2 protein-coding genes are annotated in these 16,140 nt (G+C 75.5%); both read right to left on the bottom strand.

Going from position 1 to position 16,140, the window contains the following annotated elements:
- Positions 1-56: 56 nt before the first annotated feature.
- On the bottom strand, positions 57-14,915 hold the full coding sequence (locus tag A3IG_RS0100965) for a non-ribosomal peptide synthetase (protein ID WP_104530624.1): 14,859 nt from the start codon (positions 14,913-14,915) through the stop codon (positions 57-59).
- 148 nt (positions 14,916-15,063) lie between these two features.
- A complete protein-coding gene (locus A3IG_RS0100960) occupies positions 15,064-16,110 on the bottom strand; it encodes an iron-siderophore ABC transporter substrate-binding protein (protein ID WP_040910650.1) in 1,047 nt (348 codons plus the stop codon).
- Positions 16,111-16,140 lie beyond the last annotated feature (30 nt).

The following is a 16,140-nucleotide window of genomic DNA, read 5'->3' as shown; positions in this document are numbered from 1 at the left end:
TGTTCACGGTGTTGGCGGTGTTGGCGGTGTTCACGGTGTTGGAGGTGTTGGAGGTGTCACGGTGTGACGATGTCGGCGAGGACCCCGACCAGGTCCCGCGCCAGGCGTTCCGCGGTGGACCGGTCGAACAGGTCCGTGGCGTAACGCAGCACGCAGTCCACCGGTCCCTCGCCCACCGGCTCGTAGAAGCTCAACGTCAGGTCAGCGGGCGCCGCCCCGGTCGGCACGGGAGTGAGGGCGCCCAGATCGGCGAGTCCGGCCTGCTCGTGGTGGATCAGCAGCACCCGGGGCGCGGGCAGGTCCAGGGCGTTGACGACGTCCTGGAACGGGACGTCCTGGTGGTCCAGGGCGGTCAGGTCGGTCTCCCGTGTCCGGGCCAGCAGCGTCGCCGGGTCGGGGTCCCCCGAGGTGTCCGTGCGCAACACCACCGTGTTGAAGAACGAGCCCACCAGGTCGTCCAGCCGGTCCGAGGGACGGGCCGCCACCCAGGTCGCGATCGGCAGGTCGGTCCCCGCCCCGAGCCGGGTCAGCAGCGTGGCCAACGCCGCCTGGACCACCATGAACATGCTGGTGCCGGTGGCGTGGGCGAGCCGGTCGATCCCGGCGTGCAGCGCGGGCGGCAGGGCGAACTCCACGGCGTCCCCGTGCGGGCTCCGCGTGGGGGTACGCGGTCGGTCCACCGGCAGCGGCAGCCCCTCCGGCAGACCGGCCAGCGTCCGGGTCCAGTAGGCGAGTTGGCGGGCGTACGGGCTGGCCGGGTCGGTCGGGTCGCCCAGCGCCCGGTGGGCCCACTGGGTGTAGTCCGGGTAGCCGACCGGCAGCGGCTCGAGGGCCGGGGCGCGACCGGCGACCCTGGCCCGGTAGGCGACGGTCAGGTCGCGCAGCAGCGGCACCGTTGACCACTCGTCCACGCCCAGGTGGTGCACGGTCACCAGCAGCGCCTGGTCGCCGTCGGACGCGGTGACCAGGCGGGCCCGGAACGGCGGCTCCCGAGTCAGGTCCGGAGCCGTGCCGGCCAGTTCGGCGAGACGGGCACCGAGCGGGCCGTCGGTCGCCGGCAGGACGTCCAGAACCGGCCGGCCCGGCTCCACCGGCACCTGCCGCACCCCGGAGGCGTCCTCGAGGAACCTGGTGCGCAGGGGTTCGTGACGCGCCACCACGTCAGCGACTCCCGCGCTGAGCGCCCGCACGTCGAACCCGCCCGGCGCGCGCACGGCGAACGCCAGGTCCCAGTGCGCCCGGTCCCCTGCCGCCCGGTACCGCTCCCACAGCCGCCGCTGGCCGGGGGCCAGCGGCAGCACCTCAGGGCGGGGCAGCGGAACCGGCTCGGGGCGAGCGGCGCCCGCCTCCGCCAACAGGTCGGCGAGGCCGGCCACGGTCGGTGTGTCGAAGACGTCGCGGACCGACAGGTCCACCCCGAAGGCCGAACGAACCCGGGCGAGCAGCCGCATCGCCGCCATGGAGTGGCCGCCCAGCGCGAAGAAGTCGTCGTGCGCACCCACCTCGGGCAGCCGCAGCACCTCGGCGAAGAGCCGGGCCAGGGTGCGCTGGCGGTACCCGACGGGGCGGGCGTCCCCGGTCCCCGCCGCCCACTCGGGGGCCGGCAGGGCCGCCCGGTCCAGCTTGCCGTTCCTGGTGAGCGGCAGCGGCCCGTCCAGTACGACCACCACGGCCGGGACCATGTGCCCCGGGAGCCGCCCGGCCACCCATCCCCTCAGGTCGCCGGGGTCCGGTCGGGCACCGGCCGCCGGCACCGCGTAGCCGACGAGACGGGTCACCTCGCCGCCGCGGTCGGCCACCACCACCGCCTGCGCCACCCCCGGGTGGGCGGCGAGGACGGCCTCCACCTCGCCCGGCTCGACCCGCACGCCGCGGACCTTCACCTGGTCGTCCACCCGCCCGAGGAAGTCCAGGTTCCCGTCGGCCCGCCAGCGGGCGCGGTCCCCGGTGCGGTACATCCGGCCGCCCGGCGGCCCGAACGGGTCCGCCACGAACCGTTCCGCGGTGAGTCCGGGCCGGCCCAGGTAGCCGCGGGCCAGGCCGCGGCCCGAGACGTACAGCTCCCCGGCGACACCGGGCGGCACCGGGCGCAGCCGCTCGTCCAGCACGTACACCCTGGTGTTGGGGTCCGGGCGGCCGATCGGGACGGCCCCCCGCCACCCGGGTTCTGCCGTCCACAGCGTGGAGTTGACCGTCGCCTCGGTCAGCCCGTACGCGGCGAACAGCCGCAGCCTGCCCGCCCACCGGGCGACCAGGTCAGGCGGCACCGTCTCGGTGCCCACCAGCACGGTGGCGCCCTCCGGCAGCCCGCAGTCGGCGGGCAGCGCGGACACCAGGGACGGCGGCAGCACCAGGTGGGTGATCCGCTGCTCGTTCACGAAGGCGGTGAGCGCGCGGTGGTCCGTGCGGGCCGGCTCCGGGACCAGCACCAGACCGGCGCCGGTGCACAGCGCCATGGACAGTTCGAAGACCGCCACGTCGAAACCGAGCGACGCGAACTGCAACACCCGGCTCCGGGACGTCACGCCCATCCGGTCCACGGCCGTGGCGACCAGCGAGCCGATGCCCTCGTGGGTGACGACGACGCCCTTGGGCCGGCCGGTGGAACCCGAGGTGTAGATGACGTAGGCGGCGTGGTCCAGGCCCGGCGGGAAGAACCTCTCGTGAGGGGCCAGGGGGCCGGTGGCCAGCGCTGCGACCTCCGACGCCGTCGCCGGGTCGTCCAGCACGACCGGCGGGGCGACCGGGGGGACCACGGAGACCGTCGTCAGGTCGGTGACCACCAGGCACGCCCCGGAGTCCTCGAGGAGGTAGCCGATCCGCTCCCGGGGGTGGCCCAGGTCCAGCGGCAGGTACGCCGCGCCCACCTTGAGCACGGCGAGGACCGCGGCGACCATCTCCGCGGTGCGGGGCAGGGCGACGCCCACCACGTCGCGCGGCCCCACGCCCCTGCGCAGCAGCAGCCGGGCGAGCTGGTTGGCCCGCAGGTCCAGCGCGGCGTACCCCAGCTCCCCGTCGGCGTCCACCACGGCGACGGCCCCGGGCGTCCGTGCCGCCTGGGCCTCGAACAGCTCGGCCAGGGTCGCCTCGGGCACCGGGCGCCGGGTGTCGTTGAACTCCGCGAGCACCCGGTGCCGTTCGTCCCGCACCAGGACGTCCACCGCGCCCACCGGCCGGTCCGGGTCCGCGACCACGGCCTCGACCAGGGCCACCAGCCGCTCACCGAGCAGTTCCACGGTGTCCCGGTCGAACAGGTCGGTCCGGTACTCGATCCGGCACCCCACACCGGCGTCCGCCCCCGGGTCGGCCGGTCCCCCGGGGGGCCGGGCACCGGGGTCGGCGGGCCCGTACTCGTGGAACGCGAAGACCAGGTCGAACACGGCGGTACCGACGTCGAACGGCTCGTCCCGCACCGTCAACTCGCCGAGCCGGAACGTCACGTCGGTGCGGTCCCGGTACCCCACCATCACCTGGAACAGCGGGTTGCGACCCAGGGCCCTGGACGGGTTCAGCTCCTCCACCACCGCTTCGAACGGCAGGTCCTGGTGGGCGAACGCGGCCAGGTCCGCCCGGCGCACCCGGGCCACCAGCTCGGTGAACCCGGGGTCCCCGGACAGGTCGGTGCGCAGGACCAGCGTGTTGACGAAGAACCCCACCAGGTCGTCGAGGGCCGCGTCGGACCGCCCGGTGACCGCGGCACCCAGCGGGATGTCCGGGCCGCAGCCCAGCCGGTGCAGCAGGGCCGCGACCGCGGCCTGGAGCACCATGAACATGCTGGCCCCGCTCCGCCGGGCCACCGCGCGCAGCCCGGCGCCCGCGGCGGCCGGGAGCCGGACGTGGACCGCTGCCCCACCGGTCGCGGCCCCGGCGCCGCGCCGCCGGTCGACCGGCAGGGGGATCTCCTCGGGGAGGTCGGCCAGCGTCGCGCGCCAGTAGTCGAGCTGACGTGCCGCCAGGCCGTTGGGGTCCGCGACGTCACCGAGGAGCTCCCGCTGCCACAGCGCGTAGTCGGCGTAGGTGACCGGCAACGGGCGCCAGTCGGGTGCCCCGCCCGCGCACCTGGCCCGGTACGCCGTGGCCAGGTCGCGCAGGAACGGACCGTCGGACCACGCGTCGGTGGTGATGTGGTGCAGCAGGACCACCAGGACGTGCTCGTCCGCGGCGACCGGGACCACGGTCACCCGCAGCGGCAGCTCCCGGTCGAGGGCGAACGGACGGGTCACGGCGTCCCGGACCACCCCGGCCACCCCGCGCGGCCCCGGCGGCACGACCTCGGTCACCACCCGGGCCCGGTCCACCGGCAGCACCCGCTGGTACGGCTCGCCCCGGTGCTCCGCGAACACGGTGCGCAGCGGCTCGTGCCGGGCCGCGACGTCGGTCACCGCCGTCCGCAGCGCGGTCACGTCCAGGGGGCCGCGCAGCCGCACCACGATCGGGAAGTTGTAGGCCGCGGAGCCGCCGTCCAGTTGGTGGAGCAGCCACAGCCGCCGTTGGGCGAAGGACAGCGGCGGTCGGGCCGGTTGGGGGCGGGTCCGCAGCGCCGGACGGGTGTCGGTGCCCGTGCAGCGCCCGACCAGTTGGGCCACCGTCGGCGCTTCGAACAGGTCACGGATCGTCAGCGTGGCGGCCAGCGCGGCACGGGCCCTGCCGACCAGCCGGGTGGCCAGCAGGGAGTGGCCGCCGAGTGCGAAGAAGTCGTCGTCGATGCCGACCCGGGGAACCCCGAGGACGTCGGCGAAGAGCCCGCACAGCACTTCCTCCCGCTGGTCGCGCGGCCTGCGGCCGTCCGTCCGGGCGGGTGGTTGTGGTGTGGGGAGCGCCCGTACGTCCAGTTTGCCGTTGACGGTCAGCGGCAGGCGGTCCACGGCCAGCAGCCCGGCCGGGACCATGTGGTCGGGCAGGTGCCGCCGGGCGTGGGCGCGCACCTCACGCAGCAGCGCGTCGGTGTCGTCCGCCGCGGGACCGCCCCGCGGGGCGGTCCGCCGGTCGCCGTTCGCGGGCACCAGGTACCCCACGAGCCGGCGCACCCCGTCCGGCGCCGAGGCGTCGGCGACCACCGCGCAGTGCGCCACCCGGGGGTGGGCGTCGAGGACCGCCTCGACCTCTCCGGGTTCCACCCGGTAGCCACGGATCTTCACCTGGTCGTCGGTGCGGCCCAGGAAGTCCAGGTTCCCGTCCGGCCGTCGCCTGACCAGGTCGCCGGTGCGGTACATCCGTGCCCCCGGGACGGTGGAGAACGGGTCGGCGACGAACCGTTGGGCGGTCAGCGCGGGCTGCCGGTGGTAGCCGCGGGCCAGCCCCACCCCGGCGACGTACAGCTCGCCGGGGGTACCGGGCGGGACCGGGCGCAGCGCCCCGTCCAGGACGTGCGCCCGGGTGTTCCGGACGGGCCGGCCGACGGTCGGGGTGGCGCTGTCTGTGGTGCCGCCGCCCAGGGTGTTGATGGTGTACTCGGTCGGCCCGTACAGGTTGTAGCCGAAGGTCCCCTCGGTGTCCCGCAGTCGGGCCCACACCGCGTCGGACACCGCCTCGCCGCCGAGCAGCACCAGCGTGGGGCGCCACCGCCCCGGGCCCCGTTCCAGCAGGCCCTGTTCGATCAGGTGGTGGGCGTAGGTGGGGGTCACGTTGACGACGTCCACCCGGTGCCGGTCGCAGTAGGCGACCAGCGCCTCGGCGTCGCGCCGCAGTTCCTCGTCGCAGACGTGCACCTCGTGGCCCTGGACCAGCCAGAGGAGTTCCTCCCAGGACATGTCGAAGGCGAACGACACGGTGTGCGCCACCCGCAGCCGTCGCCCGCCCGCCGCGGCCACCGCCGGTTCGAAGATCGTGTCCAGGTGGTTGAGGTGCATGTTGGTCAGCCCGCGGTGGGGGACGACCACGCCCTTGGGCCGGCCGGTGGAGCCGGAGGTGTAGATCACGTACGCCGGGTGGTCGAGGCGGCCCGGAACCGAGGCGGCGAACGCCGGGTTCTCGTCGTCCGTCAGCGGTTCCGCCGGCAGTCCCGCCACCTCGGAGACCACCCGGGGGTCGTCGAGCCGCACCGCCTCGGCGGCTGTCTCGGGCAGCCGCACCGACGCCGTGGTCAGCACGCACATCGGCTCGGTGTCCTCGAGCATCCGGGCCAGTCGCCGTTCGGGGTGGTCCAGTTCGAGCGGCAGGTAGGCGGCACCGGTGCGCAGCACCGCGAACAGCGCGACCACCACCGACGCGGACCTGGGCAGCGCCAGCGCCACCACCCGTTCCGGGCCGGCGCCCCTGGCCAGCAGGAAGCGGGCGAGCCGGTTGACCCGGGCGTCGAGTTCCGCGTAGGTGAGCCGGGTGGACCCGAAGACCAGAGCCACCTCGTTCGGGGTCCGCAGGGCCTGCGCGGACAGCAGTTCGGCCACGGTCGTGCCGGGCAGTGGGTGCTCGGCGGCCGACCACTCGGCGGTCAGGGCCCCCCGCTCCTCCTCGACGAGCAGGTCCACCCTGCCCACCGGGGCGGTGACGTCCGCGACCAGTCGGTCGAGCACCGCGGCGAACCGGGCCAGCAGCCCCCGCGCCGCGGGCTCGGTGAGCACGTCCGGGCGGTGGTCGAGCAGGACGCGCAGCCGCCGTTCCGCCGAGACCACCAGGGTGACCGGGTAGTGGGTGGCGTCCACCCCTTCGGAGCCGGTGACGCCGTGCCGGCGGCGGAGCTCGTCGAGCCGGGCGGCGCCCCCACCGACGTTCCGCAGCACGAACAGCGTGTCGAACAGGCGTCGGTGCCCGGCCTCACGCTGGAGCTCCCCAAGGCCGGCGTACTCGTACGGGATCAGCGCGGCGCGCTCGGACTGTATCCGGCGCAGCAGGTCAAGGACGGCCTCCTCGGGGCGGAACGTGATCCGGGTGGGCACGGTGTTGAGGAAGAGGCCGATGGTGTCCTCTACCGCGGGAACCGCGGCCGGGCGGCCCGCCACGGTCTGGCCGAACACCACGTCGGCCCGACCGGTGAGCCCGCTGAGCACCAGTCCCCAGGCGGCGTTGAGCACCGTGTTGAGGGTGAGTCCGTGCCGGCGGGTCTCCCCGCGCAGCCGCTCGCTCAGCTCCTCGGTCAGCTCCAGCTCCCGGCGCTCGGGGATCACCGGGTCCCGACCGGTGGGGTCCGGGGCGAGCAGCGTCGGTTCGGCGAGCCCGGACAGGGCCTCGCGCCAGACCCGGCGGGCGGCACCGCCGTCCTGGTCGGTCAACCAGGCCAGGTAGTCCCGGTAGGTGCCGGGGGTGGGCAGCGCACGGTCGTCGCCACCCTGGGAGTAGAGAGTGAACAACTGCTCGATGAAGAGCCAGGCGGACCAGCCGTCCCAGAGCATCAGGTGGACGGTGAACGCCAGCCGGTCCCGGCCGGGGCCGAGCCGGACCAGCAGCGCCCGGCACAGCGGCGGGTCGGCCAGGTCGAACCTGCGGGTGCGGTCGGCGTCCAGCAGGTCCCGCGCCGCGGCGCCGCGCTCCTCCTCGGGCAGTCCGGTCAGGTCCACCTCGGTCAACGGGACGTCGGCGGTGGCCGTGACGAACTGCACGGGACGGTCGAGCCCCTCGTTGGTGAAGCCGGCCCGCAGCGCCGCGTTGCGGGCCACCAGCGCGGCGAGGGCGGCCCGCATCCGGCCGGCGTCCACCCGGTGGTCCAGGTCGAACGTGTGCTGCGCGGTGTAGACGTCGAGGCCGCCACGGTCGTACGTGGCGTGGAAGTACAGGCCCTCCTGGAGCGGGGAGAGCGGCCAGACGTCCGCCAGGGGCCGCCGACTCCCGCGCGCCACCCGGTCGATCTCGTCCTGGGTGAGGGCGAGCAGCGGTTCCCGACCCGTGGCCAACCGACCCCGGCGGGACCGTGCGGCCCCGTGCGCCCCGGCCGTCCCCCGGGCCGCCCCGGCGGTCGGTTCCGCGGTTGGTTCCCCGGCCGTCTCCGCCGCCGCCGACCGCCGGCCGGGGCCCGGGTGCCGGAGCGCCGCGGCCAGCCCCGCGGGGGTGCGGTGTTCGAACACCTCCCGCGGACCGAACGCGAGCCCGGCCCGGCGGGCCCGACCGGCCACCGCGATCGAGGAGATGCTGTCCCCGCCGAGCACGAAGAAGTCGTCGTCCACCCCGACCCCGGGGAGCTCGAGGACCTCAGCGAAGATCCGGGTCAGCAACCGCTCCACGTCGTCGCGGGGGGGCCGGGACGGGGCCACCGGGACCGTCGGCGCCGGAAGCGCCGCCCGGTCCAGCTTCCCCGCCGCGTTCAACGGCAACGCGTCGAGCACCACGAAGGCGCCGGGCACCAGCGGCCCGGGCAACGCCGCGGTCGCCGCCGCCCGCAGCTCCTCGGGGTCCGGGCGGTGCCCGGCCGCGGGCACCACGTGGGCGACCAACCGCGCGCCCCCGCCGGGCCCGTCCCGGTGCAGCGACACCACCGCCTGGGAGACCCCGGCCCTGGCGGTCAGCCAGCTCTCGATCTCTCCCGGTTCCACCCTGACCCCGTGGACCTCCACCTGGTGGTCGGTGCGGCCGAGGAACACCAGCGCGCCGTCGTCGCGCAGGCACACCAGGTCCCCGGTGCGGTACATCCGGGTGCCCGGAGGACCGCAGGGGTCGGCGACGAAGCGTTCCGCGGTGAGCCCCGGGCGGCCGTGGTAGCCGCGTGCGAGCTGGGGCCCGGCCAGGTACAGCTCGCCCGGCACCCCGGGCGGCACCGGGCGCAGACAGGTGTCGAGCACCCGCAACCCGGTGTTCCCCACCGGACGGCCGATCGGCACCGTCGCCCCCGCGGAGCCGTCGTACGGGAAACGGGTGGTCGCCACCGCCGCCTCGGTGGGCCCGTACAGGTTGTGCAGCGGGGCCCCGGTCAGCTCCTGCCAGCGCCGGGCGGTCGGACCGCCGAGCGCCTCGCCACCGCTGAAGGTGTGCCGCAGGCTCGCGTTCCACGACGGGTCGCCGGTGACCTCCCCGGTGCGCAGGAACGCCTCGATCTGCGACGGGACGAACAGCAGCGTGGTGACCCGGTGCCGGCGGACCAGCTCGGCGAGGTACACCGGGTCGTGGTGGTCCCGCGGGCGGGTGAGCACCAGGGCGGCGCCGCTGCCGAGGGCCCAGAAGATCTCCCACACGGAGGCGTCGAAGCCGGCCGACGCCTTCTGGAGCATGCGGTCGCCCGGGCCGAGCCGGTGTCGGGCCTGGGTGGTGGCGATCTGGTGGCAGATCGCCCGGTGGGGCACCAGGACACCCTTGGGACGGCCGGTGGAGCCCGAGGTGTACAGCAGGTAGGCGGGGTGCTCCGGGTCGATCGGGGGCGGGCCCGCCCCGTCCGGGAGGGCCCCGGGGGCGCCCACGGCCGCCGGGGCGTCGTCCTGGACGAGCAACGGGGTCACGCCGGGCACCTCCGGCAGCCCGGGCAGCACCTCCCGGGTGGTCAGCACGATCCGGGCGCCCGAGTCGGTCAACAGGAAGGAGAGGCGCTCCGCCGGGTGGTCCACGTCCAGGGGGAGGTAGGCGGCACCGGCCCGAACCACCGCGAGCAGCGCCGCCACCAGCTCGACCGAGCGGGGCAGCGCCACCGCCACCACGGTCTCCGCGCCGGCACCGTGGGCCCGCAACCGCCGGGCGAGGGCGTCCACCTCACGGTCCAGCTCGGCGTAGCCGACCGCGGTGCCGTCAGCGGCGATCACCGCGGTGGCCCGTGGGGTGCGGGCCACCTGGGCGGAGAACGTCTGGGCGAGGGACGTCGTCGGTACGGGTTCCACGGCGCCGGTGAGCTGGGCCGCCTGCCGGACCCCGGCCTCCTCGGACAGCAGGTCCACCCGGCCCACCGGACGGGTCGGCGCGGCCACCACCTGTTCCAGCAGGCGGACGAACTGGTCGGCGATCCGCCGCGCGCCGGCCCGGTCGATCCGGTGGGCGTCGTGGCCGAGCCGCAGCCGCAGGCGGCGGCCGGGTAGCACCAGCAACGACAGCGGGTAGTGACCCGGGCTGGTGAAGTCCAGGTCGCGCACGCGCAGGGTCCCGGTGGGGTCGCGGAGCGGGTCGTCGTCCGGATAGTTCTCGAACACCACGAGGGTGTCGAAGAGGTCGCCGCCGACCCCCGCGGCCCGCTGGATCTCGGCCAGACCGAGGTGCTGGTGGTCCAGCAGGGCGGCCTGCTCCCGCTGCAACCGGGTCAGGACGTCCACCGGCGACTGGCCGGGGTGCCAGCGCAGCCGCACCGGCACGGTGTTGATGAACAGCCCCACCATGGACTCGATCCGGTCCAGCGGGGCGTCCCGGCCGGAGACGGTGGTGCCGAACACCACGTCGCGGCGGCCGGTCAGCCGCCCGAGCAGCAGTCCCCAGGCGCCCTGCACCACCGTGCCCAGGGTCAGCCCGTGCCGCACGGCCAGTGACCGCAGGCCCTCGGTGTCCCCGGGGGACAGCTTCACCTCCAGGTGGTCCGGGCACGCGGGGGTGGCCCGCGGCAGCGCCGGCGCGAGCCGGGTCGGCCCCTCCACCCCGGCCAGGGCCCGCCGCCAGGCCGTGCTGGCCGGCCGCGGGTCCCGGCGGGCCAGCAACGCGAGGTAGTCCCGGTACGGGGGCGGCGGGGCGGAGGGGCTGGTCCCCCCGTAACCGGCGAGCAGCTCCCGCAGCATCACCGGCACCGACCACCCGTCGGCGACGATGTGGTGGAACGTCAGCAGCAGACGGTGCCGCTCCGGCGCCGTCCGCGCCAGGACGCACCGCACCAGCGGGGGGTCCGCCAGGTCGAACCGGGTCGCCCGGTCCTCGGCGGCGACCCCGGCGAACCCCCGCGGGTCCCCGGTGAGGTCCACCTCCCGCCAGGGCAGGGTGACCTTCCCCGGCACCACCTGCACCACCCGTCCGTCGGCGACCTGGTGGAAGCCGGCCCGCAGCGGGGGGTGCCGGTCCAGCAGCCGTTGGGCGGCCAGGCGCAGGGCCCCGGAGTCCAGCGGCCCGCTCAGCTCCAGCACCTGCTGCACCAGGTAGACGTCGACGGGCGCGTCGTCGAGCTGGGCGTGGAAGAACAACCCCTCCTGGAGCGGCGCCAGCGGCAGCACCTCCACGGGCCCCGGCAGTCCGGCCCCGAGCCGGTCGAGCTCCTCGGGGTCCACGGTGACCAGGGCCGCGTCCCCGTCCGGTGCCGCCGCGTCCCGGGGCGCCCGTGGCCGCCACTCGCCCGCGACCGCGGCGAGCGCCGCCACCGTCCGGTGCTGGAAGACGTCGCGGGAGGTCAGCGCGACACCGGCGGCACGGGCCGCGGCCAGCAGGCGGATCGCGACGATGCTGTCCCCGCCGAGGGCGAAGAAGTCGTCGTCCACCCCGACCCCGTCCACGCCGAGCACCTCGGCGTACAGCCGGCACAGCGTCTCCTGGCGGGCGTTGACCGGTGGCCGACCGGTACGGGCGACGGAGAGGTCGGGGGCGGGCAGCGCCCGGGCGTCCAGCTTGCCGCTGGGGGTCACCGGCAGTCGCAGCAGCGGCACGAACGCGGCGGGCACCAGCGGGGCGGGGAGCCGATCGGCGGTGTGGGCGCGCAGGGTGCGCACCAGGGTGGCGGTGTCCCGGAAGGCCACCGGCCGGTTGGCCAGCCGGTCCCACGCTCCGGGCGCGGTGCGGCCCGGCCGGTACACCTGCGCGAGCGGCACCCCCAGGGCGGTGAACACCGCGTCGACGCGGCCGTCGTCCGCCGTGCCCGTCCAGGTGGTGGCCGTCCGGTAGCCCAGGCGTGCCCCCAGCGCGTGCAGCGCCTCGGGGTCAACCCCGGGCGGTACCGGTTGCCCGCCGCCGTCCAGGGCGCGCAGCGCCGAGAGGTCCCGCGCGAGCCGGGCGTTGGGTATCCCGGTCACCCGCAGCCGGCCCGGCCGCCGCTCGGCCAGCCGGGCGGCCAGGCCCGCCGGGTCGCCCAGCTCCCCGTCCCAGGCCCACACCACGGTGTCCGGCTCAGGGCCGGGGTCCGGGTGGGCCGTTCCCGGCTCCGGGTGGGTGCGCACGACCACGTCGTAGCGGTAGCGGCTCAGCTCGTTGTGTGCCGTGGCCCGCTTGATCCGCAGGTCCACGCCGGCCACCGTGGGGAGCGCCGCGCCGAGGGCGGGGAACAGGTCGGGGTCCAGCAGGAGCTCACCCTCCCACCGCACCGCACGCTCGACGGCGTCGCCCGTGACGTCCCTGGAGCTCCGCGCGGCCTCCACGCCGGCCCGCAGACAGCGCAGCAACCGCAGGTTCCGCACGTCCCCGACGAAGAGGGCGCCGCCGGGCACCAGCAGGTCCACCGCCGCCCGCACCACGTCCACCAGGTACTCCACGCCGGGGAAGTACTGGACGACGGAGTTGACCACCACGGTGTCGAAGAAGCCGGTGGGCAGGCCCGAGGTGTCGTGCGCCGGCTGGGCACGGAGCTCCACCCGGTCGTTGAGCGTGGGCTCCGCCGCGAGTTGCCGCCGCAACGAGGCGATGGCCTGCGCGGAGGCGTCGAGCCCCCAGTAGCTGTCGCACCGCGGCGCGATCTGGCCGAGGACCAGGCCGCTGCCGACGCCGATCTCCAGCACCCGGCGGGGCCGCAGCGCGGCGATCCGCCGCACCGTGGCCGCGCGCCAGTCCCGCATCTCGGGCAACGGGATGGGGCGGCCGTCGTAGGTGCTGTTCCAACCGGCGAAGTTCTCGCGGAGCCTCTCGGACCCGGCGGCGGCGTAGAGCAGGTCGTGGGTCCGTCGCCACTGGTCCACCTGTCGGTGCTCGGCGTCCCGGTCCCGTCCGTCCGCGCGGTCCGCCCCGGTGCCCGCGCCCCGTTCTGCCCCGCCCCCGACGTGGTGTCCTTCGGTGCGGGCGGTGGTCGCGGGGACGACGTACGCGGCGAGGCACCGTTCGCCGGGACGGACCTCCCTGGCGACCACCGCGACCTGGTCCACCAGGGGGTGCTGGGACAGGACGTGCTCGACCTCGCCGGGCTCCACCCGGAAACCGCGGATCTTCACCTGGTCGTCGGCCCGTCCGACGAACTCGAGCCGCCCGTCGGCGCGCCACCGCACCAGGTCGCCGGTGCGGTACAGCCGCTCGCCCGGGGCGCCGAAGGGGTTCGCCACGAACCGTTCAGCGGTGAGCCCGGGCCGCCGCAGGTAGCCGCGCGCCAACCCGTCCCCGGCGAGGTAGAGCTCGCCCACCACGCCGGCCGGCACCGGCCTCAGCGCGGCGTCCAGCACATGGGCGCGGGTGCCGGGGTCGGGGACGCCGATCGGCACCGTGGACCCGGTGGGCTCCCGCGGGTCGCAGGCGCCGAGGGTGGAGTTGACGGTGGCCTCGGTCGGCCCGTAGGCGTTGAACATGCGCCGGCCGGGCGCGAACCTGGCCACCAGTTCGGGGGAGACCCGCTCGGTGCCGGCGAGCAGGGTGGCGGGCGCGGGGAGCGCGGCGTGGTCCGGGAGGGCGGCGAGCAGGGCCGGCGGAAGGATCATGAACGTGGCACCGTGCGCCCGTGCGTAGTCGGCGAGCTCCGCCCCGGGGAAGCGCAGCTCGGACGGGACCATGACGAGCCGGCCACCGGAGAGCAGCCCCAGGCACAGGTCCCAGAACGCCACGTCGAAGCTGGGCGAGGCGAACTGGAGCACCCGGGAGTGCGGTCCGACGCCGAGCCGCTCGGTCTGGGTGGCCACCAGCTTGGCCACGCCCGAGTGGGAGAGGACCACCCCCTTGGGCCGGCCGGTGGAGCCGGAGGTGTAGATCACGTAGGCGGCGTTGTGCACGGTCAGCGGCACGCCGCGGTCGGTGTCGTCGGGGTCGGCGGTGGAGCGGTCGGCCAACTCCGCCACGGTGTCGGGGGCGTCGAGGAGCAGCCGGGTGACCCCCTCGGCGCGGGGGACCGACGGACCCAGTTCGGTGGTGGTGACCAGGCACAGCGGGGCGGCGTCGGCGAGTTGGAAGGCGATCCTGTCCGCGGGGTGTTCCGGGTCGATCGGCAGGTAGGCGCCGCCGGCCTTGAGCACGGCCAGTTCGGCGACGACCAGGTCGGGGGAGCGGGGCAGGGCGAGGGCGACCACCCGCTCCGGGCCGACACCGCGGGCGATCAGCGCGTGCGCCAGACGGTTGGACCGCGCGTTCAGCTCCGCGTAGCTCAGTTCGGCTTCCCCGAGGACCAGGGCGACGTCCCGGGGTGCCGCGGCCACCCGCGACTCGAACAGGGCGGGCAGGGTGGTGGCCGGGACGGTGTGCGCGGTGTCGTTCCAGCCGGTGAGGATCAGCTCCCGCTCGGCCTCCGGCAGCACCTCCAGGTCGGCAACCGGCACCTCGGGCCGGGCGAGCCCGTCGGCGAGCAGGGTCCGCAGGTGGCCCAGCACCCGGTCGGCGGTGGCGTCCAGGAACAGGTCCTGGCGGTACCGCAACCCCAGACGGGTGTGACCCCCCTGGCCGACGACCACGGTCAGCACCAGGTCCAGGGGGTTGGTGTCCGGGGCCGCGAAGCCGACGTGGCACAGTCGGGCGCCGCCGCGGGTGGGCTCCGGCTCCAGCTCCTCCACCAGGGCGTCCAGCGTCACGGCGGCGTGCCGGCGGGCCTCGTCGCGGCAGCCAACGGCCCTGCGCACCACCTCCCCCAGGCACGGCCGGCCACCCAGGTCCAGCCGCAGCGGCAGCACCTGGGCCCCGGGCGCGTCGTCCACCGGACCGGCCACCGTGATGTCCGCCGCGCCCGAGTACCGGTGCAGAAGGGCACAGAACGCGGCCAGCAGCACCTCGGGCACGGTCGCCCCGCGGCCGTCGGCGAACGCGGACAGCGACGCGGACAGTCCGGCGGGAAGTCGCAGGGTGCGGTGGCGGCGGTGACGCCCCGGGACCCGCGGGTGCGGGAGGTCGGTGGGCAGCGCCAACTCCTGGGGCGGCGGGGTGAGTCGCCGCCGCCAGTGCTCCAGGTCCCGCGCGCAGCGGTGCGCCGTCACGTTCTCGGACATGGGTGACCACGCCTTTCCGGCAGTGTGGGGGCCGAGGATCGGGGTGCCGTCGGCACGGCACCCGCGCGAACGGACCGGGAGCGGCCCGTCGGCGCCGTCCGGCACCGGCACCGGCACCGGCAACGGGAGGGGGTAACGGTGGTGCCCGCTAGTCGGCGAGCAGCGGCACCGTCTGATCGATGGCGTAGGGGATGCTCAGCACGGTGTTGTAGGTGATGGCCGCGCCGACGGGCGGGTCGAAGTAGCTGAGGAAGACGTCACGGCCCTCTTTGGCCACCCGGAGCTGTCGGTACACGTCGTCCGCCTCGATCCGCTTCTGGCTCGTGGCGTCCCAGTTCAGCCAGATCAGCCGGTCCACGTCGAACAGGTCGAGCCGCTCGGAACCGACCGTCGCGGCGTTCTCCTCCCCGGCCAGGTCCGCGATGGGCTCGGACAGCTCGAAGCCGAGTTCCTTCACGAACACCGACTTGGGATCGTGCGGGGCGAACCCGGAGTACTCACCCGGCTGGTAGGTGTCGGCCACCAGCGCCGTCTGCCGGGCGAACTCCGGGTGCCGGGTGCGCACCGCGGCGAACTTCCGGTCGACGTCCTCGATGAGCCGGTCGGCCTCGGCTTCCTTGCCCAGGGCCCGGCCCGCCGTCCGCGTCATGTCCTGCCAGGGCGTTCCGTAGGGCGGGTGGTCGCCGTTCCACGCGACGGTGGGCGCGATCTTCGACAGCGTCCGGTACTTCTCCTCGTCAATGCCCGTGTAGAGCCCCAGGATCAGATCGGGTCGGAGTTCGATGATCTCTTCGTAGTCGAAGTCCTCGCGTTCACCCACGATCACCGGCCTGGTGTCGCCCCACAGCTCCTTGGTCCAGGGCCACGTGCCGTAGGGGCGTTCCCCGAGCCAGTCCACGACGCCCACCGGCCTGACCCCGAGGGCCAGCGCGGCGTCCTGGTCGGCCAGTCCCACGGTGACCACCCGTCTGGGTTCTTCCCTGATCTGCGTGACGCCGTGGACGTGCTCGATCGTGACCGGGAAGTCCGCCGCCCCGGGGGAGGCCGGGGCGGAGTCCGCGGAACGGTCCGCGCCCTCGGGGGCCGGGGAGCCGTCACCTCCGCAGGCGGCCGTGGTCAGGGCCAGGGTCAGGGCGGCGGCGGCTGACGGTAGCTTCCGGGCGGTCCGCGCGAACCGCCCGGTGGGCGGTGACATGGGTGGCATGGGTTCCTCGTCGTCGGGTTC

Origin of the sequence: Wenjunlia vitaminophila DSM 41686, assembly GCF_000380165.1 — a bacterium.
In the GTDB taxonomy this organism is placed as follows: Bacteria; Actinomycetota; Actinomycetes; order Streptomycetales; family Streptomycetaceae; genus Wenjunlia; species Wenjunlia vitaminophila.
This window is presented reverse-complemented; position numbering and strand designations above follow the sequence as displayed.

Excerpts from the sequence above, each read along its gene's own strand:
- A3IG_RS0100965 (WP_104530624.1), bottom strand. The coding sequence starts at position 14,915 with ATGTCCGAGAACGTGACGGCGCACCGCTGCGCGCGGGACCTGGAGCAC.
- A3IG_RS0100960 (WP_040910650.1), bottom strand. The coding sequence starts at position 16,110 with ATGTCACCGCCCACCGGGCGGTTCGCGCGGACCGCCCGGAAGCTACCG.